General features: G+C 67.5%; 24 protein-coding genes. 9 read left to right on the top strand and 15 right to left on the bottom strand.

All coding sequences use genetic code 11. The annotated features are described in order from the left end of the window. The first annotated feature begins 3 nt into the window (after positions 1 to 3). On the top strand, positions 4 to 1356 hold the full coding sequence (locus FJV41_RS34075) for a M16 family metallopeptidase (RefSeq protein ID WP_141646775.1): 1353 nt from the start codon (positions 4 to 6) through the stop codon (positions 1354 to 1356). 13 nt (positions 1357 to 1369) lie between these two features. Continuing rightward, a complete protein-coding gene (locus FJV41_RS34070) occupies positions 1370 to 2779 on the top strand; it encodes a M16 family metallopeptidase (protein ID WP_141646774.1) in 1410 nt (469 codons plus the stop codon). 45 nt (positions 2780 to 2824) lie between these two features. Here FJV41_RS34070 and FJV41_RS34065 read toward each other — a convergent pair whose 3' ends face one another. Then, positions 2825 to 5029 carry a S9 family peptidase gene (locus FJV41_RS34065; protein WP_141646773.1) on the bottom strand — a complete coding sequence of 735 codons (2205 nt, stop codon included), beginning with the start codon at positions 5027 to 5029 and terminating at the stop codon, positions 2825 to 2827. Between the two features lie 199 nt (positions 5030 to 5228). On the opposite strand from FJV41_RS34065, the gene FJV41_RS34060 reads away from it, so the two are divergent. Both FJV41_RS34060 and FJV41_RS34055 read left to right on the top strand, forming a co-directional pair. Then, entirely contained in the window at positions 5229 to 5756 is a 528-nt protein-coding gene (locus tag FJV41_RS34060; protein WP_141646772.1) for an ureidoglycolate lyase, read from the top strand. 45 nt (positions 5757 to 5801) lie between these two features. Continuing rightward, positions 5802 to 7457: an FAD-binding dehydrogenase gene (locus FJV41_RS34055; protein WP_141646771.1), complete on the top strand. Its 1656-nt coding sequence runs from the start codon at positions 5802 to 5804 to the stop codon at positions 7455 to 7457. A 40-nt stretch (positions 7458 to 7497) separates the two neighbouring features. Here the strand turns inward: FJV41_RS34055 and FJV41_RS34050 are convergent, their stop codons facing one another. Together FJV41_RS34050 and FJV41_RS34045 are read right to left on the bottom strand one after the other, a co-directional pair. Further along, complete coding sequence (locus tag FJV41_RS34050) at positions 7498 to 7968, bottom strand: NUDIX hydrolase (protein ID WP_141646770.1); 471 nt, start codon at positions 7966 to 7968, stop codon at positions 7498 to 7500. Beyond that, on the bottom strand, positions 7965 to 8969 hold the full coding sequence (locus FJV41_RS34045; protein ID WP_306440920.1) for a DUF2380 domain-containing protein: 1005 nt from the start codon (positions 8967 to 8969) through the stop codon (positions 7965 to 7967). Before FJV41_RS34045 ends, FJV41_RS34050 begins: the two co-directional genes overlap by 4 nt. Before the next feature lie 117 nt (positions 8970 to 9086). Between FJV41_RS34045 and FJV41_RS54865 the strand changes: the two genes are divergently transcribed. After that, positions 9087 to 9233, top strand: coding sequence for a hypothetical protein (locus FJV41_RS54865; protein ID WP_306440919.1), 147 nt, complete (start codon positions 9087 to 9089; stop codon positions 9231 to 9233). 270 nt (positions 9234 to 9503) lie between these two features. Here the strand turns inward: FJV41_RS54865 and FJV41_RS34040 are convergent, their stop codons facing one another. Further along, the gene (locus FJV41_RS34040) at positions 9504 to 10076 is read right to left on the bottom strand and encodes a MarR family winged helix-turn-helix transcriptional regulator (protein WP_141646768.1); all 573 of its coding nucleotides are present in this window, start codon (positions 10074 to 10076) and stop codon (positions 9504 to 9506) included. A gap of 115 nt (positions 10077 to 10191) precedes the next feature. On the opposite strand from FJV41_RS34040, the gene FJV41_RS34035 reads away from it, so the two are divergent. After that, on the top strand, positions 10192 to 10728 hold the full coding sequence (locus FJV41_RS34035; RefSeq protein ID WP_141646767.1) for a carboxymuconolactone decarboxylase family protein: 537 nt from the start codon (positions 10192 to 10194) through the stop codon (positions 10726 to 10728). A gap of 255 nt (positions 10729 to 10983) precedes the next feature. Here FJV41_RS34035 and FJV41_RS34030 read toward each other — a convergent pair whose 3' ends face one another. The 3 genes from FJV41_RS34030 to FJV41_RS34020 all read right to left on the bottom strand — a co-directional run bounded on the left by FJV41_RS34030 (position 10984) and on the right by FJV41_RS34020 (position 12880). Then, a complete protein-coding gene (locus FJV41_RS34030) occupies positions 10984 to 11577 on the bottom strand; it encodes a biotin transporter BioY (protein WP_141646766.1) in 594 nt (197 codons plus the stop codon). 203 nt (positions 11578 to 11780) lie between these two features. Next, positions 11781 to 12122 (bottom strand): DUF2845 domain-containing protein, encoded by a 342-nt coding sequence (locus FJV41_RS34025; RefSeq protein WP_141646765.1) that lies wholly within the window; start codon positions 12120 to 12122, stop codon positions 11781 to 11783. Between the two features lie 56 nt (positions 12123 to 12178). Further along, on the bottom strand, positions 12179 to 12880 hold the full coding sequence (locus tag FJV41_RS34020; RefSeq protein ID WP_174458229.1) for a TetR/AcrR family transcriptional regulator: 702 nt from the start codon (positions 12878 to 12880) through the stop codon (positions 12179 to 12181). 70 nt (positions 12881 to 12950) lie between these two features. On the opposite strand from FJV41_RS34020, the gene FJV41_RS34015 reads away from it, so the two are divergent. After that, positions 12951 to 13814: an SDR family NAD(P)-dependent oxidoreductase gene (locus tag FJV41_RS34015; RefSeq protein WP_141646763.1), complete on the top strand. Its 864-nt coding sequence runs from the start codon at positions 12951 to 12953 to the stop codon at positions 13812 to 13814. On the opposite strand, the gene FJV41_RS34010 is transcribed toward FJV41_RS34015, so the two are convergent. From FJV41_RS34010 to FJV41_RS33995, 4 genes are all read right to left on the bottom strand, one after another. Further along, complete coding sequence (locus FJV41_RS34010; protein WP_141646762.1) at positions 13811 to 14215, bottom strand: hypothetical protein; 405 nt, start codon at positions 14213 to 14215, stop codon at positions 13811 to 13813. The two genes, FJV41_RS34015 and FJV41_RS34010, sit on opposite strands and share 4 nt — an antisense overlap. Then, positions 14212 to 15198, bottom strand: coding sequence for a C2 family cysteine protease (locus FJV41_RS34005; protein ID WP_141646761.1), 987 nt, complete (start codon positions 15196 to 15198; stop codon positions 14212 to 14214). Before FJV41_RS34005 ends, FJV41_RS34010 begins: the two co-directional genes overlap by 4 nt. Before the next feature lie 127 nt (positions 15199 to 15325). Continuing rightward, complete coding sequence (locus FJV41_RS34000) at positions 15326 to 15625, bottom strand: hypothetical protein (protein ID WP_141646760.1); 300 nt, start codon at positions 15623 to 15625, stop codon at positions 15326 to 15328. Positions 15626 to 15800: 175 nt separating this feature from the next. Then, positions 15801 to 16724 carry a LysR family transcriptional regulator gene (locus FJV41_RS33995; RefSeq protein ID WP_141646759.1) on the bottom strand — a complete coding sequence of 308 codons (924 nt, stop codon included), beginning with the start codon at positions 16722 to 16724 and terminating at the stop codon, positions 15801 to 15803. Between the two features lie 87 nt (positions 16725 to 16811). Here FJV41_RS33995 and FJV41_RS33990 point away from each other — a divergent pair, with 87 nt between their 5' ends. Both FJV41_RS33990 and FJV41_RS33985 read left to right on the top strand, forming a co-directional pair. After that, the gene (locus FJV41_RS33990) at positions 16812 to 17732 is read left to right on the top strand and encodes an SDR family NAD(P)-dependent oxidoreductase (RefSeq protein ID WP_141646758.1); all 921 of its coding nucleotides are present in this window, start codon (positions 16812 to 16814) and stop codon (positions 17730 to 17732) included. Between the two features lie 159 nt (positions 17733 to 17891). Then, entirely contained in the window at positions 17892 to 18917 is a 1026-nt protein-coding gene (locus FJV41_RS33985) for an ABC transporter ATP-binding protein (protein ID WP_141646757.1), read from the top strand. Positions 18918 to 18931: 14 nt separating this feature from the next. On the opposite strand, the gene FJV41_RS33980 is transcribed toward FJV41_RS33985, so the two are convergent. From FJV41_RS33980 to FJV41_RS33965, 4 genes are all read right to left on the bottom strand, one after another. After that, entirely contained in the window at positions 18932 to 19672 is a 741-nt protein-coding gene (locus tag FJV41_RS33980) for a WG repeat-containing protein (protein WP_141646756.1), read from the bottom strand. After that, the gene (locus FJV41_RS33975) at positions 19669 to 21912 is read right to left on the bottom strand and encodes a glycosyltransferase (protein WP_246137594.1); all 2244 of its coding nucleotides are present in this window, start codon (positions 21910 to 21912) and stop codon (positions 19669 to 19671) included. Before FJV41_RS33975 ends, FJV41_RS33980 begins: the two co-directional genes overlap by 4 nt. Positions 21913 to 22296: 384 nt before the next feature. Next, a complete protein-coding gene (locus FJV41_RS33970; protein ID WP_141646754.1) occupies positions 22297 to 22812 on the bottom strand; it encodes an aminoacyl-tRNA deacylase in 516 nt (171 codons plus the stop codon). Between the two features lie 149 nt (positions 22813 to 22961). Beyond that, positions 22962 to 23159, bottom strand: coding sequence for a hypothetical protein (locus FJV41_RS33965; RefSeq protein ID WP_141646753.1), 198 nt, complete (start codon positions 23157 to 23159; stop codon positions 22962 to 22964). Positions 23160 to 23215: the final 56 nt, after the last annotated feature.

Here is a 23215-nt window from a genome sequence, read left to right as displayed (position 1 = left end):
TGTATAAGCCACACTCCCGCGGTGGCTGCCCCGGCCCCGGCTCCCGCCGAGACGCCCAAGCTCCAGGTGCCGGTGGACTACTTCAAGCTCGATAACGGCTTGAAGGTGGTCCTCTCGCGAGACACCACGGCGCCCAAGACGGCGATTGGCGTCTATTACAACATCGGCTTTCGCATCGAGCCGAAGAACCGCACCGGCTTCGCGCACCTGTTCGAGCACATGATGTTCCAGGGCTCGACCAACCTCGGGAAGATGGAGTTCATCCGGCTCATCCAGAAGAACGGCGGAGTGCTCAACGGCTCCACGCGCTTCGACTTCACCAACTACTTCGAGATTGTCCCCTCCAACGCGCTGGAGACGATGCTCTGGGCGGAGGCCGACCGGATGCGCGGTCTGGAGGTGACGCAGGAGAACCTCAAGAACCAGCAGGGCGTGGTGTCGAACGAGGTGAAGGTCAACGTCCTCAACCAGCCCTATGGCGGCTTTCCGTGGCTGGACATGCCGCAGGTGGCGAACACCAACTGGTACAACGCGCACAACTTCTACGGCGACCTGAAGGATTTGGAGGCCGCCACGCTGGACGACGTGAAGTCGTTCTTCAAGACGTACTACGCCCCGAGCAACGCCGTGCTGGTGGTGGTGGGCGACTTCGAGCCGGAGCAGGTGAAGGGTTGGGTGAAGAAGTACTTCGGACCGCTGCCCACGGTGGCGCAGCCCCAGAAGCCGGACATCTCCGAGCCGCGCCAGGAGAAGGAGAAGCGCCACGACAAGCCGGACAAGCTGGCCGAGCGCCCGGCGCTCGCGGTGGGCTACCACATGCCCGCGGTGGGCACGCCCGAGTACTACGCCATGGCGCTGGTCGACGAGGTGCTCCTGAAGGGCAATGACAGCGCGCTCTACCAGCAGCTCGTGCAGAAGAAGGGCCTGGCGGGTGAGCTGCAGGGTGGGGTGAACGAGCTGGGCAACCAGTGGAACTACAACGGGCCCATGCAGTGGACCGCGTATCTGTTCCACGACGCGAGCACGTCGCCGGAAGCGATTCTGAAGGAGATTGACGGCGTGGTGGCGCAGCTTCAGGAAAAGCCCATCGACGCGGCGACGCTGGCGCGTGCGCGGGTGAAGGCGCGCTCGCGGCTGTATGAGCACGTGGAGTCGTTCCTCGGCTTCGGCCGCGCGGACCTGCTGGCCTCCTTCGCGCTCTTCTTCGACGACCCGGAGCGCATCAACCGGCTGGAGGACGAGCTGATGAAGGTGTCACCGGAGCTCATCCAGAAGACCGCGCGTGAGTACCTGCGCCGTGAGAACCGCACGGTGCTCACGGTGACTCCCGCCCCCACCAAGGCCCAGGCCCGCTGAGGACATGCGACCCATGAACACGCGCTCACTTCGCAGCCGTCTCGTCGCTCCCGCGCTGATGGTGTTCGGGCTTCTGCACGCGCCCGCCATCGCCGCCGCTCCCGCCAAGGAGGCCCCTCCGGCTCCCGCGGCGCCCAAGCCCTTCAAGGTCCCCGTCCGCACCGAGTTCAAGCTCGACAACGGGCTGGAGGTCTCGCTGCTTCCCTATGGCGACATGCCGAAGGTCGCCATCCAGCTCGCCATCGACACCGGCAACATCCACGAGAAGTCCAATGAGGTCTGGCTCGCGGACCTGACGGGCAAGCTGCTGGTGGAGGGCACCACCTCCCGCACCGCCGAGCAGGTGGCCCAGACGGCCGCCGGGCTGGGGGGACAGCTCAACGTCGGCACCACGCAGGACCAGACGTTCGTCGGCATCGAGGTGCTCTCCGAGTCGGCGCCCCAGGCAGTGGCGCTCATCGCGGACGTCATCCAGAGCCCGGCCTTCCCTCCGGCGGAGGTGGAGCGGGTGAAGGCGAACCTGCTGCGGGACGTGGCCATCTACCGGAGCCAGCCGCAGGTGCTCGCCGACGAGCTGCTGGCGAAGGCCGTCTATGGCGACCATCCCTATGGCCGCATCTTCCCGACCGAGGAGATGTTGAAGGGCTACACGCGGGAGGGTGTGCGCGCGCACTACGACGCGAACATCGGCGCGGCCCGCTCGCGGCTGTACATCGTCGGCCGGTTCGACGCGGCCTCGGTGGAGAAGGCGGTGCGCGAGGTGTTCACCGGCTGGAAGCCGGGCCCCGCGCGCGTCCAGAACCCGCCGACGCAGCAGGTGGCGAAGTCGGTGCAGTACCTGGACCGGCCCGGCTCGGTGCAGTCCACGGTGCGCGTCGCGGTGAAGGCGCTGCCGCCCGCCAGCCCCGACTACGTCCAGCAGGAGGTGATGAACACGCTGCTCGGTGGCTACTTCAGCTCGCGCATCACCGCGAACATCCGCGAGAAGAAGGGCTATTCGTACTCGCCCTACAGCGAAATCTCCGTGCACGTGGGGGATGCGTCCTGGGTGCAGAACGCGGACGTGACGACGGCCGTCACCGGGGAGTCGCTGAAGGAGGTGCTCAAGGAGGTGGACACGCTGCGCAGGACGCCGCCCTCCGCCGACGAGCTGCGCGAGGTGCAGAACTACCTGGCGGGTGTCTTCCTGCTCCAGAACTCGTCGCGCAACGGCATCATCAACAAGCTGCGCTTCGTGGACCTGCACGGACTGCCGGACTCGTACCTGCGCGACTACGTGCAGACGGTGATGGCCGTCACCCCGGAGCAGGTGAAGCAGATGGCCACGAAGACGCTCACGCGTGAGTCGATGACCATCGTGGTGGTGGGTGACCTGAAGGTCGTGAAGCCGCAGCTCAAGGTGCTTCCGCCGCCGGTGCGCTGACGGTGTTGGGGACGGAGGCCGAGTCCAGGGCCTCCGTCCTGTCCGTCAGAGGTGCTGTTTGAAGTAGCGCATGGTGTGCTCCCACAAGCGCTCCGTCACCTGCGGGTCGGAGTACACCATGTGCGTCATGCCGGAGAGCGGCAGGAACTCGTGGGACTGGCCCGCCCGGAACAACGCGTCCGACAGCTTGAGGGCGTGGAAGAAGAAGACGTTGTCGTCCGCGGTGCCGTGAATGACGAGGAGCTTGCCCATGGGCTGGCCCGCCTTCACGTGGGTGAGCAGTGAGCTCTGGGCATACGCGTCCGGGTGCTCGTCGGGCAGGCCGAGGAAGCGCTCCGTCAGGTGCGTGTCGTAGTCCCGCCAGTCCGTCACCGCCGACACCGCCACCGCGGCCTTGAAGACGTCCGGCCGGGTGAGCACGGCGAGCGCGGACATGTAGCCGCCGTGGCTGCCTCCTGTGATTCCCACGCGGTTCAAGTCCAGCTCGGGGACCTCCGCCGCGAGCGCGCGCAGCGCCGCCACCTGTTCATCCATCAGCACCTTGGGGAAGTCGTACTTCGGCTTGCGCAGCTTCGCGTCGGCCGTCGGCGAGGCGCCGCGTCCGTCGAGCCGCACCACGAGGAAGCCCTGGTCCGCCATCCACTGCGCGGTGAGGTGCGACGCCATGCTCTGGCGGACCATGGCGGTGCCGGGGCCCGCGTAGATTTCCACGATGACGGGCAGCTTCACCCCGGGCTTCGCGTCGCGCGGGCGCACCAGGGATGTCGGGAAGCGCTCCTTGCCCACCTGACGCACCTCCAGCCGGGGCTGGAAGGGAGGCTCCTTCGCGATGGAGGGCAGCTCGCCCACGCGCGTGCCGTCCGCCTTGAGCACCACGGTGCTCCGCATGCTCTTGGGGCCCTCCGACGTCACGACGAGCAGCCCTCCCCGGGGGGAGAGGCGGGCCGACTCCAGCGCCGGGCCTCCCGTGGTGACGCGGGTCGGCTTGTCTCCCTTTCGCGCGCGCCACACGTAGCGCTCCGCGGAGTTCGTCCCTCCGACGAAGTAGACGGTCTCCTCCTTCTCCACGTAGCCCACCAGTCCGCCGAAGCCCGCGTCAGGCGGGACGAGCGAGCGCACGAGCTTGCCGGTGGCGTCGCGCAGCTCCAGCTCGGGTGCGCCGTTGCGCTCGGTGCCCCAGAGAAAGCCGCTGCCGTCTTCCAGCCAGTGGGGGAAGGTCTGGTCCAGCTCCAGCCAGGCGTCGTCCTTCTCCACGAGCAGGGGCGTGGTGCGCCCGGTCTTCACGTCCACGGCGAGCAGCACCTCCTCCGTCTGGTGGCGGTTCTGCACCAGCAGGGTCAGCGGGCCCTTCGCGGGCCAGCGCACGGTGGCGAGGTAGGGGTACTTCTCCGCGTCCCAGTTCACCCACGTCGTCTTTCCGCCGGTGACGGGGATGACGCCCAGCCGCACCCTGGCGTTGGCCTTGCCGGCGCGAGGGTAGGAGAGCTGCTGCGCGCCCTGCGCGGGGTTGCCGGTGTCCGCGATGGAGAGCTTCTCCACGCCGCTCGTGTCCGACTCCGTGTAGGCCAGGGCCTTGGCGTCCGGGCTCCACCAGTAGCCAGAGAAGCGATACATCTCCTCCTGGGCGATGAACTCCGCCAGCCCGTGTGTCTTCTCCGCGGTGCCGCCCTTGGTGACGCGGCGCTCGGTGTTGGTGGCCAGGTCCAGGCGGTACACGTCGTGCTCGCGGACGTAGGCCACCTGGGTGCCATCCGAGGACAGTCGCGGGTCGATGACGCCCGGTCCCGTCTTGAGCTCGGTCACCTTTCCGGACGCCCGCTCCACGACGAACAGCTTGCCGGACAGCCCCATGAGGAGCTTCTTGCCGTCATCGGACAGGGTGTAGTTGGAGAACCCGCGCGAGTTCATCCGCATGCGCTCCCGGCGCGCCTTCTCCTCGGGCGTGAGGGTCTCCTCGGCGCCTTGCAGGAGGCTCTCGGGCGTGAGCAGCTCTCGCGACTGGCCGGTGGCCACGTCGAACGCATGGAGGGAGAGCGCGTTGGAGGTGGCGGAGTTGCGCAGGAAGAACAGCGTCTGCTCATCCGGAGTGACAGTGGCGCCCACGGGACGGCCGCTGTTGAAGGAGCGTGTCTCCTGGAGCTGGCGGAAGAAGCTGGTGGGTTTGGGGACGGACTCGGGCTTGGGTGGGGACGGGGGTTGAGCGAGGACGGGTGCGCTCAAGAGGACGAGTGCGGTGAGGAGGATTCGCATGGGGGTGTGGGGAGCCCTCGGCATGACGGCTCTGAGTCCGTGGAAGATGCCATGGCGATGTAAACGGGACATGAAGCGCTTGTCGCCATGGGGAGGACCCGTGGCGTTGGGGATGCGCTGTTGACCATGACAGTCCCATGGCACTCGCGCCGGGCCGGGCCGCCTTGGGCGCGTCATCCCCCGACGTTATGCTTCAGCCATGAGTGAGCATGCGTCCCGAGTCATCGTCGCGCGGCGGTTGTCGCCAGAAGGCTTCGCACCGTTTGGCGACGTGGTCTCCGCGGGGCTCGCGCCGGGGGCGCTGGCGAATCAGGGGACGGCGGTGCGGTTCGACTGGTCCGCGCGGCTGGAGAACGCGCGGGACTCGGCGAAGCCGAACCTCGCGGTGTTCCGCTCGGTGCACCAGGGGCTGCCCTTCACGGTGAAGCTGCTGGAGCATCATCCGTATTCGAGCCAGGCGTTCCTCCCCATGCGGTGCGAGCGGTACCTGGTGTGTGTCGCCCCGAGCGCGCCAGAGGGTGGGCCGGACGTGGAGAAGTTGGAGGCCTTCGTGTGTGGGCCGGGGGAGGGCGTGAACTACCACCGGGGCGTGTGGCACCACCCCATCATCGCGTTGGATGCGCCGGCGGAGTTCGCCATGCTCGCCTGGGAGGACGGGAGCGAGGGGGACTGCGTGGTGCGGCAGTTCGCGGAGCCGTCGAGGGTGCGGGTCCAGGTCGACGACTGAGGCTATCATCCGGCCTCCCTTGGGTTTTGGGACTGGAGGCTCCGGATGGGACAGCAGACGGATGTCATCGTCGTGGGCGGTGGGCTCGCGGGGCTCGTCGCGGCGACGGAGCTCGCGGACGCGGGCAAGCGCGTCACGGTGGTGGACCAGGAGGGTGAGCAGAACCTGGGGGGACAGGCGTTCTGGTCCTTCGGTGGGTTGTTCCTGGTGGACTCGCCGGAACAGCGGCGCATGGGCATCAAGGACTCGCATGCGCTCGCGCTTGAGGACTGGATGGGCACCGCGGCGTTCGACCGCGAGGAGGACCATTGGCCCCGGAAGTGGGCGGAGGCCTTCGTCGACTTCGCGGCGACGGAGATGCGCCCGTGGCTGCATGCGCAGGGCATGCGCTGGTTCCCCGTGGTGGGCTGGGCCGAGCGCGGTGGCTACGGCGCGGTGGGACACGGCAACTCCGTGCCTCGCTTCCATGTGACGTGGGGCACGGGGCCGGGAGTGCTCGCGCCTTTTGTCCGGCGCGCGCAGGCGGCGCGGGAGAAGGGGACGCTGACATTCCTGTTCCGGCACCGGGTGGACGAGCTGCTCGTCGAGGCGGGGGCGGTGGTGGGGGTGCGAGGGATGAAGCTGGTGCCCTCGGACGTGGAGCGTGGGGTGAGCAGCTCACGGGAGACGGCAGGGGACTTCGAGCTGCGGGGCTCGGCGGTGGTTGTCACGTCGGGAGGCATTGGCGGCAACCACGAGCTGGTGCGCAAGAGCTGGCCGGAGCGCATGGGGCCTGTGCCGAAGTTCATGGTGCAGGGTGTGCCGGCGCATGTGGATGGTCGGATGATTGCGATTACGGAGGCGGCGGGTGGACGGCTCATCAACCGCGACCGCATGTGGCATTACACGGAGGGGTTGAGGAACTGGAACCCCATCTGGCCTCGGCACGGCATCCGGATTCTTCCAGGGCCCAGCTCGCTGTGGCTGGACGCGACGGGCAAGCGGCTGCCGCCGCCGTTGTTCCCGGGCTTCGACACGCTGGGGACGCTCGAGCACATTTTGAAGACGGGGCATGAGTATTCGTGGTTCGTGTTGAACCAGTGGATTTTGAAGAAGGAGTTCGCGCTCTCGGGCTCCGAGCAGAACCCGGACCTCACGGGGAAGGATTGGAAGGGCGTGCTCAACCGGGCCGTGGGCAAGAAGGCGATGGGGCCGGTGGAGGCGTTCAAGGAGCACGGCGCGGACTTCGTCGTGGCGAACGACTTGCGGACGTTGGTGGAGGGGATGAACGCGAAGACGGAGACGCCGGTGCTCGACTTCGCGACGGTGGAGCGTGAGGTGCTCGCGCGGGACAGGCAATTGGACAACCCGTTCGGGAAGGACTTGCAGATTGCCGCGATTCGACAGGCGCGGGGGTATCGCGGGGACCAGTTGGTGCGCACGGCGAAGCTGCACCGCATCCTGGACCCGAAGGCGGGGCCGCTCATCGGCGTGAAGCTGAACGTGCTGACGCGCAAGACGCTGGGAGGGTTCGAGACGGACCTGTCGGGCCGGGTGTTCGGGACGCAGGGTCAGGTGATTCCCGGCCTCTACGCGGCCGGCGAGGTGGCCGGGTTCGGTGGAGGAGGGGTGCACGGGTACCGGGCGCTGGAGGGCACGTTCCTCGGCGGGTGCATCTTCTCGGGGCGGGCGGCGGGCAGGGCGCTGGTGAAGACTGTGTAGACCGTGTGGGGCCCGCGGCGGTGTCTCCGCCGTGGGCCTGTCAGGCGGTGTCGTCTGGGAGGAGGGTGCGGAGGAGTTCGTCGTCGTGGCTGAGCGGGCGCCAGCCGGCGGGTGGGGGATTGGCGAGGAGTGTGGCCGTGACCTGTCGAGCACGCTCTTTGTGCGTTTCGGGCGTGAAGCCAATCCACGAGGCGAGCATCATCGCGGCCTCCAGGCGGGCGTCGTCGTCCAATCCCGCGGGCCAGCCGTTGGGAAAGCTCTCCGACAGCTCGCGCACGAGCTGTCCTCGCATCAGGCGTACGAGCTGATGGCTGCGTTCGGCTTCTTCGACCAGTCCACTGAAGACCTGCACTGCGCTGAAGCGGCCCTTGCCGAGCATCTCCGTCAACTCGACCAATGAGATGGCGGGATGTGCGTCGGCGAAGGCTGTGAGTGACGTGTAGCCGTGCTCACGCACGCACTCATACAGACGCGCCGGCCAGTTGCCATGCCATGAGTCCCCCGCGCTCATCGCCTTCGCCCCGGGGTGAATTCCATGGGGATGTTATAGCGCTGCATCTCCTTCGCGACGAGCTTCAGGATGGAGTCGCGCGGCAACATCCTGCCCGCTGCGAGCTCGGCATCGCGCAAGATACCCATGATCATCTGATTCCATTCATGTGGCCAGGTGCGGCCCAGTCGCCAAGCACCACCGCCGTGAATGGCCTCGTGATGGGAGCGCTCCAGTCTCACGCAGAACTGGTCGATGTTCATGTCTCCCGTGAAGCCGCGCTTCTCGAACCACTCCCGGTGCTCTTGCGGCAGGACGTGATGTTTCGGCGCCTCGGACATGCCGGCCCCGGTCCTGTTCGTCACGTGCATGCCGCGCACCTCGGGTGAGTCTCCCAGTGCCTCACGCACGCCCTTGGGCAGTTCCTGGTTCGCCTGCGCCATCCACACGTGTCCCGCGCTGGTGCGGACCGCCGCGCTCACGACGGGCGCGGAGATGACTCCCGCCTGGACGAGCCTTCGCATCATCTCCACCCACTCGGCGGAGACGACGAGTTGTTGGCCGGCCATGATTCCGCCAGGGCCCATCACCAGTCGCGCTCCCAGCGCGACGGGCGCAGCGGGCGGTAGCCTGGGCAGTGACATCTTCAGCGCGGAGACGAGCGCGAGCATCTCGATGAACTGTGCCGTCGCCACCACTTGTCCTGTGCGCTCCATCGCCATCCGCGCACCTTCGCGAATGGAGTGGAACTCATGGGTCAGTTGCCCCATCAGCACGGGCATGGCTGTCGCCGTGGCCTCCACGCGCGCCTGCTCCCGCGAGGCGAGAGCGCCCAAGGCCGGCTCCAGCAGGTTCCACACGCGGTCCATGTCCACGAGCAACTGCTCCACGCTGTAGTAAGGGCATTGCTGGAGCACGACGCTCACGAGGTTCAGGAAGTCGAGCCAGGTGGCAAGCAGCATCGTGCCGGACAACGCGGCCTGGAGCCGAGGGCCCGTCATCCGGAGGATGCCAAGCTCCATGGCCGCGTCTCCCACCAAGCTGGATTCAGCCGTGAGAGAAGTGATGCTCCCGAGTGCCCCACGAAGCCAGGGCAACTGTCTTGCCCCGTGGTCGAAGTAGCGGATGAAGTGCCTGCCATGCCCACCCAGCTCTCGCGTGCTCGTGGCGAGCCTGGAGATGGCTCGGGCCGTGTCTTCCGTGGAGCTCCGCACTTCGTCGACGGCGGCCAGGACCGCTTGTCGTGTCAGTGCGGCGTTCTGCTGCCCACCACCCACGGCTCCTGACACGGTGTTCGAATCTGTTCCACTCTCGCGACGCCGCACGGCGTCCGAGCCCAGGCCCATCGAGGCGGGTGGAGGCCCGTTCAGCGCTGTGCGACGTGCATGGAACGCGTCCAACTCTCTCTGGGATGAGGAGGACTGGGAAGCGCAGCTCGTGGTCAACAGGACTGCGCTCAACATCAGGGCAAGAGTGCGCATGGGCACTTCGACCCTATCAACTCGGAACGACACGCCTCCCTCCGGCCGAGCAGCGCACGCGGTTCGCGCCGGGCGTCAGTGCCCTGGGGTGATGCCCTCGTGCTCCCGGCAGAGCAACTGGCTGTCCTCGCGCGACAGCGGGTCCTGCGTCAGGCCGCAGCGGAAGCGCCCCGAGCCTTCTCGCTGGAAGTGCTTGCAGGTGCCGCACGCGCCGAAGCTGCGCTGGGCATTCGCGGCCTGCAACGCGCGCAACAGTTCCGTGAGGGACTCATCGAGCGCCGCGCCATCACCGGGCAGCCCCGAGAGGGCCCGCTTGAAGAGCTCGGGTGGCAGGGCCTGCTTCAGCACCGCGCGGCCGGCTTCCGTCAATAGGAGATGAATGACGCGCCGGTCCTCCGTATCCGCCTGCTTTCGCAACAGTCCCTTCTCCTCCAGCAGCAGGAGCGTCTGGGACACGGTGCCCTTGGTGAGCCCCAGGTACTCCGTCAGCGCCGCGGGCGTGTTGCTGTAGCGGTTGCACGACTGCAGATAGCGCAGCGCCTGCAGGTGCACCGGCTGAAGCCCGTGTGGCAGCCCCGCTGCCCGTTCCTCCGTACGGAGCAGGTTCCCGAGTCGCTCGAGCAACACGTAGAGGCGGTCGGCGGCCATGGGCACAAAGGTATCGTGTCGATACCGACTTGACAAGCAATGAGGGCGGGTGCATTTGGTATCGAGTCGAAACAAATCGACCTGCCACACAACCCGTTGTCCCCAGGAGCACCCCATGACGACGCCCCTCATTGCCCCTGTTGGCCCCGCGAATACGCCTGCAGCCGCCGAGCCCACGCTCGCCGCCCTGAAGGCGAAGTTCGGGATGGTCCCAAAGATGTTCTCCACCTTCGCCCACTCCCCCGCGGCGCTCGATGCCGTGGCGGGCTACTTCAACGCGATGGGCGGCGCGAAGCTGTCGCCGCGTACGCAGGAGGCCATCGCCATCGCGGTGGCGGAGCTGAACCGTTGCACCTACTGCCTCTCCGCGCACACGGCGCTGGCGAAGGGGCACGGAGTGAAGGCGGATGAGCTGACGGGCTTTCGCACCGGCCGGTCGGTGGACCCCCGCGAGCAGGCCATCCTGGACCTCGCCGTTGCCATCGCTCGCACGAGGGCAGCGGACGTGGGCCCGCAACTCGCGCAGGCTCGCAAGGTGGGGCTGAGCGACGCGGAACTGGTGGAGGTGGTGGCCGCCGTCGCGCAGAACGTGCTCACCAACTACCTCAACGTGGTGGCCGGCACCGAGGTGGATTTCCCCCGCGTCGCCTGAGCCGTCACTCACCGGGCGCTGGCAGGGTCGCGGCGCCCGGGGCTTCCGCCACGTTGAGTCTTTCAAGCTCGCGGTGCAAAGCGCGTCGCCCGTGAAGCCAGACCTGTATGCTGATGGAATTGACGCACTGCGAGCGCCGCTTTGCTTGCCATCGGGACGCAGGTCCGTTGTTTCCGAACGTACCTGATGCCATGTCAGGTCTCTCCTCGAGTGGTCCGCACCCGTGAGCGCATTGCCTCGACGGCGAGAATGAGGTCAGGCCTCGCGAGCGCGGACGAGTCGCCAGGCGAGAGACGAGACCAGACCGGCGAGGGCGGCCTTGAGCAGCCCTCCAGGGATGAACGGCACGAAGCCCTTGTGGAAGGCCGTGGCGAAGTCGAGCGAGGCCACCACGTGGAGCCAGCACACGCCGATGACCAGGATGACGAGCTGTCCCCCGAGGAAGAGGGGCACCGCTGTCCTCGGGCGCCGGTCGTAGGCTCGACGCGCCGCGAGCCCCACGAGGAAGGCCGCGGGGAGGAAGCCCACCAGATAGCCGCCCGTCGGACCGACGAGCGCCCCCCAGCCGCTGGCCGCCTTCGCGTAGAAGGGCAACCCCACCACCCCCAACAAGAGATAGGCGAGTTGCGCGGCCACGCCACGTCCAGGCCCGAGCGCGGCGGCCGTGAGGACGACGGCGAGCGTCTGCCCCGTGATGGGCACGGGTGAACCCGGCACCGAGATGGCGACCTGCGCGAACAAGGCGGTGCAGAGCGCCGCGCCGAGGACGAGCGCGGCCTCCTGGGCGCGCGTGCGCACGAAGAGGTCTGCCAGGACGCGGTTCGGTGGAGGACTGGCGTCCGCGCTCACCGCCGACCCACCAGCGAGGAGTGCGAGCCGCGTGACGACGCGGAGGGGAGTGGAGACACGGACCGATGCTCGGTGAGGACGGACGGCGATGCAAGGAGGCGAAGCGTTCCGCGCCCGATGTTTCAGGGCGTGCAACCCGAGGCGAGGGGCACCCTGGTCCTCTCGATTCGGGGCGACGCGTTTCTTATGGGCCCGCGGCGGGCCTACTTGCCGTAGCCCGCGCTGCGCACGTCGGTCAGCTTGCCGTCGGTGAAGACGGCCACCTGCATCAGCCGGTTGGGCCCGAAGTTGTATGTCCATTCCTCCACCTGGACCGTCACGGTCTGCGTGGTGGAGGACTCCTCCTTGCCTTCGCGCACCCTGTTCCGCGTGGACGTCGACTCCTCCCGCGTGTGCTTGCTCATGGGCTCCCCGCACTTCATGAGCGCATCGGACTGAGAGGCGCCATCCGAGATGAGCTTGTTGCCACAGCGCAGGGTCGCCGCTTCACCAGAGAAGGGCACGATGAGGCAGGCGAGGACGAGGCCAGCGAGGAGGGTTCGCATGCGAGGCGGCTCCAACAATCGGGGGTGCGCGACCGACGCATGCGCCCGGAGGATATTCACGGCCGCGCGGAGATTTCGCGCGAGGCCGAGCTTCGCCCCCGTCCCGTCATCTTCTTCGGCGTGGTCCGAGAGGACGCTCCCGCCGGCTGGAGATAGCCCTGCATCAACGCGCACAGCTCGTCGAGGAACGCCTCATTGGTCAGATAGTCGGGACGGTCCGCCACCGCCTTGATGCAGAGCGTCTCCACCGAGTGCACCAGGACGAAGACCGCCATGTCCAGGTCCTTGGGACGCAGCTCCTCGGCCCTTGGCGCGAGGAAGGCTCGCACCAGGCGGAACAGCCGCTGCTCGTGCGGGTCCACCTGCCCCAACTGCCGCATCCTCGGCGCCAGTTCGTGCAGCACCTGGTGCAGCCGGGGGTTCTCCAACTTCGTGGTTAGCAACTGGCGGACCAGCGCCCGAATCGCCTGGGGCAATGGCTGGCTCGCGAGTCGCACCAGCTCCGCCTCGAAGCCCGCGAGCGAGCGCGTGCGATGCCGCTCCATCACCGCCATCACCAATCCCTCCTTGCTCGGGAAGTATTGGTAGAGCGAACCGATGCTCACCCCCGCCTCGCGGGCGATGCGGTTGGTGCTCGCGGCCTCATAGCCATTCTTGACGAGAACGCGAGCCGCCGCCGTGAGGATGGCCTCACACGTGGCCTGAGCCCGGTCCTGATGGGGCTTCCTCCGACGGGAAACAGGGGGACGGCGCGGCATGACTCCTCCTCCACGAATGTGAGCACCGACGCGAGTTGCGAACGTGAGTCCTAGCTCACATTCTGGACCCATGCACATCGCTTCGACATCCCCCGCTGTCTCCCCCGCGCCCACCTCGGGTCCCTTCCCCTACCAGGGCCGCCGAGCGCTCATCACCGGCGCGTCCTCTGGTATCGGCGAGGCCTTCGCCCGCCTGCTCGCGGCGCGGAACATGAACCTGGTCCTCGTGGCCCGCTCGGAGGACAAGCTGCGCGTCCTGGCCGCCGAGTTGATGAAGCAGCACGCCGTCCAGGTGGAGGTGCTGAGCATGGACCTCAGTCACGAGGGCTCCGCGCGCCAGCTCCATGGCCAGTGTCGCGAGCGCGGCCTGCACGTGGACCTGCTCATCAACAACGCCGGCTTCGCCACCCACGGCGCCTTCGAGGCCGTCCCCCTGGCCCGACAGCATGAGCAGGTGATGCTCAACGTCACCGCGCTCGTGGACGCCACCCATCTGTTCCTGCCGGACATGGTCGCCCGAGGACTCGGAGGCGTGCTCAACGTGGCCTCCATCGCCGGCTACCAGCCCCTGCCGTACATGGCCATCTACGGCGCGACGAAGGCGTTCGTCCTGTCCTTCACCGAGGCGCTCTGGGCGGAGAACCGCGAGCGGGGCGTGCGCGTGCTCGCGCTGTGCCCAGGGCCCGTGGAGACGTCCTTCTTCGACGTGGTGGGCACGCGCCAGGTCGCGGTGGGGCCGACCGCCACCGCCGAGCAGGTGGCCCTCGCGGGACTCCGAGGCCTGGAGCAGGGCAGGCCCTCGCTCATCGCCGGCTGGCGCAACTGGTTCCAGGCCAACATGCCCCGCTTCGCGCCGCGAGCCTTCACCGTGCGCGTGGCCGCTGGGATGCTGAAGCCCCGTGACGTCGCCGCGCTTCCCGCTCGTTCCGTCTAGGGCTGACGCGGACGCAGCCGCAGGCGCAGCAGTTGCTCGTCTCCACGGTCGATGACCTCGGAGACCTCGAACACCTCGCCCGCCACTTCCACCCTCTGGCCCGCGCGCACGCGCACGTGCTGCTGCTCTGGCGGAACGACTCGCGAGTCGTAGATGAAGAGGGCGGCGGTGGGCTCACGCGCGCCCGCATCGGTGTCCTCGGGCCAGAAGTTGCCCGTGGCCAGACTCAGGTGCGGCGTCACCTGGAGCGGGCCGTGATTCTTCGTCAGGGTGATGGTGCCGGGCTGCTCCGCCGAGGAGGGCGCCACCGCGGGCGTCTCACGCGCGCACCCGGACAGCACCAGCCCCAAGGCCAGTGCCAGTCCGGTCCACCCGCGTGTGCCCGGCGCCCGTCGAATCACTTCGTCGGGTTGCTGTTGGCGTACTGGAAGGACTCACGGAACTGCGCCTCCGTGAGGACGATGTCCGGCGTGCCGGCGCCCCACGGGTTGCGCAGCGTCACCGTGCCCGCCTTGGTGTCCACACCCGAGACGAAGTACTCGTGGTCCGCCACCAGCGTGCCGTTCTTGTAGAGCGGCTTGTCGGTGCCGTCCGGCAGGTCGATGCCGAGGAACTTGATGTCGTCGTGCGTGCCCGCGGTGATGGCCTCGCCCGCGTTCAGCCGCTTCTCCAGGTCCGCCAGCGTGGCACCGCCGACGTCGAGGCTGCTGCTCTTCTTGCCCGTCATCGCCTCCATCGCGTTGGCGCTGTTGCCGTGGACGATGTTGGGGTAGCCGCCCTTCCACTGGGCATAGGCCTTCTCCACGAGGGCCGGCCACAGCTCCGCCTTGCCGTTCTCCTGCGGCGTCGCGGCGTAGGCCGGGTTGCCACCGGAGTTGAGCGGCAGGTCCGGGGTGACGGTGATGGTCACCGGCTTGCCCTTGTCCTGGAAGGTGACGTTGTAGTTGCCGGACGCGTCCGGGCCCTTGACCATGTTCTCGATGAGCGCCGGGTTGGCGCGCGCAATCGCGCCCATGGAGGTCATCAGGTAGCAGTCACCAATCTGCCCCTGCTGCACGTCGTTCCAGTGCGCCTTGGTGCCGTCGGTGCCCGCCTCGAAGACGCTGCCGTTCTTCACCGGGCCGTAGGTGACGTTGGTGTCGAGCGCCTTCGGGTCCTTCGTCTTGGGGCTCTCCGCGCCGCTCGCCTGGCTCGTCTGGCCGAGCGCGGCGGCGAACTGCTCACGGCGGCTGGGCGGAAGCATGCCGTCCTGGGTCCGGGCGCTCGCCCACGCGGGCTGCTGCTCACGGACTTCCTGCGTCTTCGCCTGCGGCCGGACCGTCTCGGTGGCCTGCGGGACGGGCTGGGTGACGCGGGACCCTTCATTCCCAATCTTGAAGCTCATGGATGCTCCCCCTCGAAACAGCGGAATCTGAAGATGGACTGTCGCCCCCCAAGGGCGTCAGTGGATGTCTGGATTGTCGCGGCGGCGGCGCCAGAGTTGCGTCGCGCCCGCACTGTGCGTGTGGCACTCAGCGGACCTTGAGGTGGATGGCGGGCTCCTTGCCCTCGGCGCCGCTGACCTCGAGGATCTCCAGCGAAGCCCCGTCCACTTCCACCACCTGGGACGCATGGACACGCACATGGTCCTGCTTCGAGGGGGACGTGCGGGTGTCGATGATGAAGAGGCCCGCGGTGAGCTGCTTCTCGCGGCCCCCCTTGGCCTCCACCTCCTCGGCCCAGAAGTTGCCGCTGGCGAGGCGCAGGTGCGGCTTCTCCGGCAGCGGAAGGGGCCCCTGGCCCTTGATGAGTGTGATGGTGTCGGATGCCATGACTGTTTCCCCCGTTCGTCAGGGCGCGCGGCCCGCACGCAGCGGTCCTCGCGCTGGATGATGTCCGTGGACGCTACCACGGGCCCCTGCGCGGGCCGTATGGCCTTGACTGTGAGTATGTGTGGTTTGGGGTAGCCTCAGGGTGCGGTGCGTCATGCGTGGGGCACCGCCCGCCTCAAGGTGCGGAGACCTTCAGGTGCTTGCGTGAGTAGTCGATGAAGGCACGCAGCTTCGGCATCGCCTGGAGGCGACTGGGGAAGTAGAGGAAGAGGCCCGGCGTGTCGGGGCAGAACGATGCGAGGACGCGTTCGAGGCGACCTGCCCGGAGGTGCTCGGCCGCGAGCGGCTGGGCCGCATAGGCGAGCCCGAGTCCCTTCGCCGCCGCGTTCAAGTTGAGCGCGGAGTCATTGACGATGACGGTGCCCTGCACCGCGATTTCCAGAGGCTGTCCCTTGCGCTGGAACTGCCAGCGGTACAGCGAGCCGTCGCCGGAGCGGTAGTTGATGCACGTGTGCGCGCGCAGGTCCTCGGGCTTGCGAGGGCGGCCGTGGCGCTCGAAGTAGGCGGGGGCGCCGAACACCGCGAAGCCGAAGGGCGGCGTCAGGCGCACCGTCACCATGTCCGCTTCGACGAGTTCGCCCAGCCGGACGCCCGCGTCGAAGCCCTCGTCGACGATGCGGCTCAGGTGGTCCGCCGCGTGGATTTCAATCCGCACGTCCGGATGGGCGGCACAGAAGCCCGCGAGGATGGGCTCGATGACGTGAGGAATGACGGCGCGAGGGATGTTGAGTCGGAGCAGGCCGCTGGCCTTGCCTCCCAGCGAGCGCGCCGAGTCGAAGGCGGCGAGCAGTTCGTCGACGGCGGGTGTGGCCCGTTCGAGGAAGCTCCTGCCCGCCTCGGTGAGCCCGACACTGCGAGTCGTGCGCGTCAGCAACGCCACGCCCGCGCGAGCCTCCAGCGCGCGCACAATCTGGCTCACCGCGGAGGGAGAGATTCCCAGCTCCGTCGCCGCCGCGCGGAAGCTGCGCAGACGCGCGACGCTCAACAGCGTCATCACGCCGTCGAGCTGGTCCTTCTTCATTGTGAAGCCCGGGTGCATGACCTGTGCTGGTTAATGTGGATTATCCAAACAGTCCAGCGTTGCTACTCGTGAGGGCCTCACCAGGATTTTCCTTGAGAGGTGACGATGACGACGCGGGATTCGAAGGACTCCGTGCGGTTGGAGCGGAGGACGTTTCTGACGGCGGCGCTGGGGAGTACGGCGGTGCTCGCGGCGGATGTGGCGTGTGGCTCGCCGGTGGGCATGGCGCCCATGACTGGCAGGAGGCGCTTCGAGAACAAGGTGGTGCTCGTCACCGGCGCGACGTCCGGCATCGGCCGGGCAGCGGCCATCGCCTTCGCGGCCGAGGGCGGCAAGGTGGCCTTCTGCGGTCGCCGGGAGAACCTGGGCCAGGAGGTGGAGCAGCTCATCCGTCAGGCGGGCGGTGAGGCCACCTACTACAAGGTCGACGTGAGAGATGCGGACGCGGTGCGGACGTTCGTGGACACGGTGGTCCAGCACTACGGCGGGCTGCATGTCGCGTTCAACAACGCGGGCATCAGCATGGCCAAGGGGCTGCACGACATCTCCCTGGAGGAGTGGAATGACCTCTCGGACACCAACGTGCGTGGCGTCTTCGCGGCGATGCGAGCGCAAATCCCTCACATGCTGAGCGCGGGAGGCGGGAGCATCGTGGTGACGTCCTCGGTGCAGGCGTTCGCCACGCGCAAGGGAAGCTCGGCGTACACCGCGAGCAAGCGCGCGCTGGTGGGAATCGTCCAGGCGGCGGCGCTGGAGTACGGCACGCTGGGCATCCGGGTGAACGCGCTCTGCCCGGGCACGGTGGACACACCGCTGGTCCGGCGGCAGATGGGCGCGGAGAACATGCCGGAGGAGCAGTTCCAGGAAGCGGCGGCCGCCTGGGCTCGCGTCAACGTGCATGGACAGCAGCGGCTCGCCACGGCGGCGGAGGTCGCGGACGCGGCGCTGATGCTCGCCTGCGACGACCATCCCTATCTGACGGGCTCCGCCTTCGTCATCGACGGCGGCATGACGCTGGCGCTGTAGGCGCGGGCTGTCAGCGGGTGCACGGCGGCGCGACATCGCGCTTGCCGTGCCCGGTGACGAGGGGGTTGGCTGCCTCCATGCGCATCCGAGAGACAGCTTCGATGAAGAGACCCCGCGCGCGATGGGCCCGAGGCTCGGGCACCGGGGAGGGCTAGTCGCGTGGCGACGGTGTCCCTGGAGGACGTGCGCAAGGTGTATCGAGGGGGCGTGGCCGCGGTGAAGGGCGTGACGCTGCACATCGCGGACGGTGAGTTCGTGTCCCTCGTCGGCCCGTCCGGCTGTGGCAAGTCCACCACGCTCAACCTGATTGCCGGACTGGAGGAGCTGTCCGGCGGCACGCTGCGCATCGACGGCGAGGTGGTCAACGGCATGTCGCCGAAGGAGCGCGACATCGCCATGGTGTTCCAGAGCTACGCGCTCTATCCGCACCTGGACGTGGCTCGCAACCTGGCCTTCCCGCTGGAGGTCGCCGGGCTGTCGCGCGCGGACATCGAGGCGCGGGTGCGTGAGGTGGCCTCGGGGCTCGGGTTGGAGGCGCTGCTGTCGCGTCGGCCGAAGGAGCTGTCCGGTGGGCAGCGGCAACGCGTGGCCCTGGGACGCGCGCTCGTGCGACGGCCGAAGGTGTTCCTGTTCGACGAGCCGCTGTCCAACCTGGACGCCGCGCTGCGCACGCAGATGCGCGGTGAAATCAAGAAGCTGCACGAGAGACTCCAGGCCACGTTCATCTACGTCACGCATGACCAGTCGGAGGCGATGACGCTGTCGGACCGGGTGGTGGTGATGAGCCAGGGCGAGGTGCAGCAGGTGGCTCCGCCGCGCGAGCTGTATGACGCGCCCGCGAACCTGTTCGTGGCGGGCTTCTTCGGCTCGCCGCGCATCAACCAGGTGAAGCCCGGGACACTGGGCCTCGCGGCCGAGGACGTGGTGCTGGGGCTTCGTCCCGAGCACCTGGTGGTGACGGCTCAGGGCGACGAGTCACCGGGGGCGCTGACGGGGCTCGTGTATCTGGTGGAGCCCATGGGCGCGGAGAGCTGGGTGACGGTGGACGTGGCTGGTGAGCAGCTCGTGGCCCGTGCACCCGGTGACTTCCGCGCCGCCTCGGGCACCCCCGTGTCCCTGCGCTTCGATGCCTCGAAGCTGCGGCGGTTCGACGCGAAGACGGGGCGTGCGCGGGCTTCGGAATAGGTGCCTGGCGCAGCTCACCCGGTTGACGTCGAGCGAAGGGGCTGTGCCTGGTGCAGCTCCAGGACGACGTCCCCTCGCTCGTTGATGACCGCCAGCGAGCCATCCCCTCGAATCACCCGGGATTGCCCATTGTAAAAGGGCTCCACCGCCACGAAGCGAGTGGCATAGAGAGGCTCGCCGGCCCTGTCCACATGGTGCCACCCACGAAGGTCCCTCGCCCGCGCGAAACCCTTGTGGAACACATCCAGGTCCTCGAACCTGTGGCCGTTCAACGGTCGGCCATCCCGGTCAATGTGCAGATGCAGGCCAGAGTCCTCTCGGACGACCGCGAAACCCTCGCGGAAGTCTCCGGCGTAGCCGTACCGCTCGCGATAGACAGGGCGGGATTCTTCGTCGAAGTGGAAATAGCGTCCCTGGCGCTCCCTCACCGTGCAGCGACCTTCCTGGAAGTTTCCGCACCAGGAATAGCGCGCTTCCGTCAGCGCGGAGCCATCCACGCGAACATGGAAGGCGCCCTCGGGAGACTCGACAGCGGCCCGTCCTTCGTAGAAGCCAAACGTGCGCTGGAAGCGATGTGCATAGGTCGCGCGTCCGGTGAGGTCGATGTGGAACGCGCCAGTCTCATCGCGCACCGCGGCGAGCCCTGGTGCATGGAAGGAGAGCACTTCCGTGAAGCGGACCGAGTAGAGCGGCAGATTGTCCTGGATGTGATGGGTTCGCTCTGGCGCGACGCGGGTCCGTGTCCAGTCGCTCATCGCGCCGCCTCGGCGGGTTGGCGCATGTTGCACCCTTTGCACAGAGCATGGTCCTGATAGGTGGCCAGCAGTCGCTCGTAGGCGCTCCCGGACCAGATGTCGTGCAGCGTGGCTTGATGCAAATCGCCGAATGCGCCGAGCGTCCTTCGCTCCTTGTCTGGGGCACAGCAAGGGTCGAAGCGACCGAGCGCGCTCACCCAGGCTTCTTTCCCCAGGAAGGGGCAGCGTGCTCCTGGCGCGAGGTCCACGACGGCTGCGGGGTCGAGCCTGTGGAAGTTCTCCAGGAGCACCGTACTGCCATCCGGCAGGGGATTCTCTCGGGCCGCGTTGATGGCGTCGCGAACGGCTTCATTCCACCGTGAGATGGAGTCCGGGCTTCGACGGAGCGAAAGGGGCTTGAGTTGCTCGAAGTGGGCCCACAGATGATGCCCCTTCACGCGATTGACCCCCAGGCTGGCCGCAAGTCGAACGATGTCGGCCAGTTCCCCTACGTTGGTTTCGAGGAAGGTGAGCTGGAGCGTCACCCGGCACGAATGCCCTCCGTTGCGGACATGTTCATCCCGGACGGCGATGAAGGCCCGGACGTTCTCCAACACTCGCTCCCAACGAACCCCCGGCATCACCGCTTCCTGGGTCCGCTTCGAGGCTCCATTCCACGAAATCTTCACATCGGAGGTGATGGGGACCAGCCGCCGCGCCCACTCACGCGCGCCCCTCCGGGGGAAGGTTCCATTGGTAGTGAGGTTCAGCAGGACGCCGTGCTCCATGCACGAGTCGATGAGGTCGTCGAAGTGCGCGTACAGCAAAGGCTCCCCCATGGTGGACGGAATGACTTCACGCAGTGGGGTGTCCCTGCTGTCCTCCAGGATGCGGCGAAGCAGGTCGATGGGCATGCGCCGTTTTGGAGTGCCCGCCCGTTCGCGTTCTTGTTGGGTTTGGCTGTAGGGCGAGTGCTCTTCGCACATGATGCAGTGGAGGTTGCAGTCGTCCGGGTTGGTGTCGAAGGTGATTCTCCAGGGACCCGGCCGCGTGGGAGTTCGTGCCGCACGCTGTTGCCGGATGACGCCCGCGTACAGGGCTTCAATTTCCTGGGCGTGTTCCCGCATGTCGGGCACATCGCCGTGCTGGGACTGAAGGTACCCTCGCGCCCCAAGACGATGCGCCAGGTCGGGCTCATCGACCATGCGTTGCAAGGCCCGTGCGAGTGATGCGGGGTCTCGATGCGAAAAGAGCAACCCATTCAATCCATCCTGGACGTACTCACGCATGCCACCGGTGTCCGCGGTGACGACCGGGACACGAGCTTGGAGAGCTTCGTGGATGACGAGCGGAGAGTTCTCCACCCAGATGGAAGGCACCACGATGGCATCCACGTGGTTGAAGACATCGCTCACGATGTCCGCATTGCGGTACTCGGGACGCCATTCCACCCGAGAGGACAGGTCTCCTGGGAGCGAGCGGGCGATGGCTTGGAGCGCCCCTGTGTTCGCTCCGCGTGGTCGGCCCCAGATGCGCAGCCGGACCCTGCCCTGGAGCCGACCAAAGGCTTCGAGCAGTTGGTGGATGCCCTTGGCTGGGATGTGCGTGCCGATGTAGCCCAGGACGAAATCTGGCTCAGCCCTCCTCTGGCGATTCCGAAGACGCGAATGGTCGAAGCCATAGTCAAGGTAGGTGAGCTTCGAGGCCGGAATGCCGAACTCGTCGCGGAATCGCGAGAGCAGATAGCGGGAAGGCGCGATGAAGCGGGCAACGTCAGAGACTCGCTTCCGCACATGCTCCATGCGGCGGTGTACCCAGCCCTCCCAATAGTGAAGGTCCTCTTCCTGCTCTTCGGGTGCGCCCGAGATGTAGCGGGAATAGCACCGCGCGGCGCACTTCCGGTCCTCCTGCCCATCGCATGACGCCCAAAGGTTCGAGGGGTCTTCGGGATGCATCTGCATGAACTGCCCACGAGGGCACATCAGCCAGTAGTCATGCAGGGTGTAGACGATGGGAACCTGCTGGGTGGCTGCGACCTGAATGAGCGAGGTGGAAAGGTGGTTGAGGTGACCCACATGGATGACGTGGGGCCTGAAGTCCTCGACGACCTCCTGGAAACGCTGGTCGACCCCCGCGTGCTGGTAGCGGTCTCGGCTGTTGGGCATGTTGACGAGGTGGAGCCGGATGCGCGGGTCATCGGGGTCCGACTCGCTCGACATCACGTAGTCTGGCGCGAAGGGGTTCTCCTGGCGCGTGAACACTCGAACTTCATGTCGGCCCGCCAATGCGTGTGCGAGAGCCTGGGTATACACCTCAGAGCCCGCGTTGAACCGCATGGGATAACCATGGATGACTTGCAGAATGCGCACGGCAGCTCCTTCCGGGTGCCGCCGGCATTGCGCGTGGCCCTCAAGCCTTACTTCGGGCAGTGCGTGGGGCGCGAGCAGGGGTCTTCGCCGGCTTGACGGACGACCCGCACACGCTCGTCATGAGCGACCACCGACCCAGTGGTTGTCGTGCGAGTCGGATACCAGCCCAAGGCTACGCCGGTGAGAGGCGTTGCCTCGCTGTCGGCATGGATAGATGTTGTGTTCCGGATGGTTCTGGCGCGCGCAACGCGTCAGGAATTCATGAGGGCACGCCCGTCAGGGCTGCAGCGAGAAGCTGTCGTTCTCGATGCTCAACTGCTCGCGCTGGCGGTCATGGACGATGATTCCAGTGAGCGGGGCCTCTACGTTCTCGAAGTCCGCGAAGCGCAGCTCCAGGGCCTCGGCGTGGGAGCCCGCGCGGAACAACAGGTGCTCCGCGTGGCGCAGGTGTTCGTCCACCACCACCGGGATTCCATAGAGCCTTCCAAACGGTGGCTCCGCGCCGACCTCGCACTCGGGAAAGAGCGGGGCGAACTCGGACTCCTCGGCGAGCCGCAGGTTCTTCGCGCCCGTCACCGCCGCGACGCGGTCCAGGTTCACCGTGTCCGGCGCGCTCACCACGCAAATCCACAGCGAGTCATCCGAGCGGAGGATGACCGACTTGGCCACCTGGAAGCCGCTGACATGCAGTGACGCCGCGAGCGCCTGCGCGGTGATGGCTCGCAGGTGCGGCCTGCGGTCGAAGGGAACGTTGTGACCTTCCAGGTACTGGATGATGTTCTCCGGAATCATGGCGCGGCCTCCCTCGTGCTCGCGGAAGAAGGTGCGCCCGCTCGCGTCCGCGCACCACGCCCACTTCCGCGCGCGCCCGCCTCACGAGCCGCCGCTCCGGCGCCTTGCTCCCTCGCCTCGTCCGCCCGGCCGATGCGCGCGGCCCCACCTCAGGCGTAGACCTGACTGCCTTCCAGCGACAACTCCAGGCGCCGGTTGAGCTGCTCCAGCCGGTCATACCGCTCACGCAGCAGGTCGCGGTACGCGCGCTGGTCCGTGTGGGAAATCTCGGTGAGCAGCTCGAGCAACGCCGTGTCCAGCGCCTGCTTCAGCTCGCGGGCTTCCACCGCGGACAGTTCCAGCAACATGCGGCACCTCCTGTCGCGAATGTTAGGCACTCCACTCCGCGCGAGCCTCCCCACCC

This window comes from Myxococcus llanfairpwllgwyngyllgogerychwyrndrobwllllantysiliogogogochensis (assembly GCF_006636215.1).
Classification (GTDB): domain Bacteria; phylum Myxococcota; class Myxococcia; order Myxococcales; family Myxococcaceae; genus Myxococcus; species Myxococcus llanfairpwllgwyngyllgogerychwyrndrobwllllantysiliogogogochensis.
The sequence above is the reverse complement of the archived record's forward strand: the minus strand, read 5'-3'. Positions and strand labels throughout refer to the sequence as shown.

Excerpts from the sequence above, each read along its gene's own strand:
- FJV41_RS34070 (WP_141646774.1), top strand. The coding sequence starts at position 1,370 with ATGAACACGCGCTCACTTCGCAGCCGTCTCGTCGCTCCCGCGCTGATG.
- FJV41_RS34065 (WP_141646773.1), bottom strand. The coding sequence starts at position 5,029 with ATGCGAATCCTCCTCACCGCACTCGTCCTCTTGAGCGCACCCGTCCTC.
- FJV41_RS34060 (WP_141646772.1), top strand. The coding sequence starts at position 5,229 with ATGAGTGAGCATGCGTCCCGAGTCATCGTCGCGCGGCGGTTGTCGCCA.
- FJV41_RS34055 (WP_141646771.1), top strand. The coding sequence starts at position 5,802 with ATGGGACAGCAGACGGATGTCATCGTCGTGGGCGGTGGGCTCGCGGGG.
- FJV41_RS34050 (WP_141646770.1), bottom strand. The coding sequence starts at position 7,968 with ATGAGCGCGGGGGACTCATGGCATGGCAACTGGCCGGCGCGTCTGTAT.
- FJV41_RS34045 (WP_306440920.1), bottom strand. The coding sequence starts at position 8,969 with ATGGAGCTTGGCATCCTCCGGATGACGGGCCCTCGGCTCCAGGCCGCG.
- FJV41_RS54865 (WP_306440919.1), top strand. The coding sequence starts at position 9,087 with ATGCCCACCCAGCTCTCGCGTGCTCGTGGCGAGCCTGGAGATGGCTCG.
- FJV41_RS34040 (WP_141646768.1), bottom strand. The coding sequence starts at position 10,076 with ATGGCCGCCGACCGCCTCTACGTGTTGCTCGAGCGACTCGGGAACCTG.
- FJV41_RS34035 (WP_141646767.1), top strand. The coding sequence starts at position 10,192 with ATGACGACGCCCCTCATTGCCCCTGTTGGCCCCGCGAATACGCCTGCA.
- FJV41_RS34025 (WP_141646765.1), bottom strand. The coding sequence starts at position 12,122 with ATGCGAACCCTCCTCGCTGGCCTCGTCCTCGCCTGCCTCATCGTGCCC.
- FJV41_RS34020 (WP_174458229.1), bottom strand. The coding sequence starts at position 12,880 with ATGCCGCGCCGTCCCCCTGTTTCCCGTCGGAGGAAGCCCCATCAGGAC.
- FJV41_RS34015 (WP_141646763.1), top strand. The coding sequence starts at position 12,951 with ATGCACATCGCTTCGACATCCCCCGCTGTCTCCCCCGCGCCCACCTCG.
- FJV41_RS34005 (WP_141646761.1), bottom strand. The coding sequence starts at position 15,198 with ATGAGCTTCAAGATTGGGAATGAAGGGTCCCGCGTCACCCAGCCCGTC.
- FJV41_RS34000 (WP_141646760.1), bottom strand. The coding sequence starts at position 15,625 with ATGGCATCCGACACCATCACACTCATCAAGGGCCAGGGGCCCCTTCCG.
- FJV41_RS33995 (WP_141646759.1), bottom strand. The coding sequence starts at position 16,724 with ATGCACCCGGGCTTCACAATGAAGAAGGACCAGCTCGACGGCGTGATG.
- FJV41_RS33990 (WP_141646758.1), top strand. The coding sequence starts at position 16,812 with ATGACGACGCGGGATTCGAAGGACTCCGTGCGGTTGGAGCGGAGGACG.
- FJV41_RS33980 (WP_141646756.1), bottom strand. The coding sequence starts at position 19,672 with ATGAGCGACTGGACACGGACCCGCGTCGCGCCAGAGCGAACCCATCAC.
- FJV41_RS33970 (WP_141646754.1), bottom strand. The coding sequence starts at position 22,812 with ATGATTCCGGAGAACATCATCCAGTACCTGGAAGGTCACAACGTTCCC.
- FJV41_RS33965 (WP_141646753.1), bottom strand. The coding sequence starts at position 23,159 with ATGTTGCTGGAACTGTCCGCGGTGGAAGCCCGCGAGCTGAAGCAGGCG.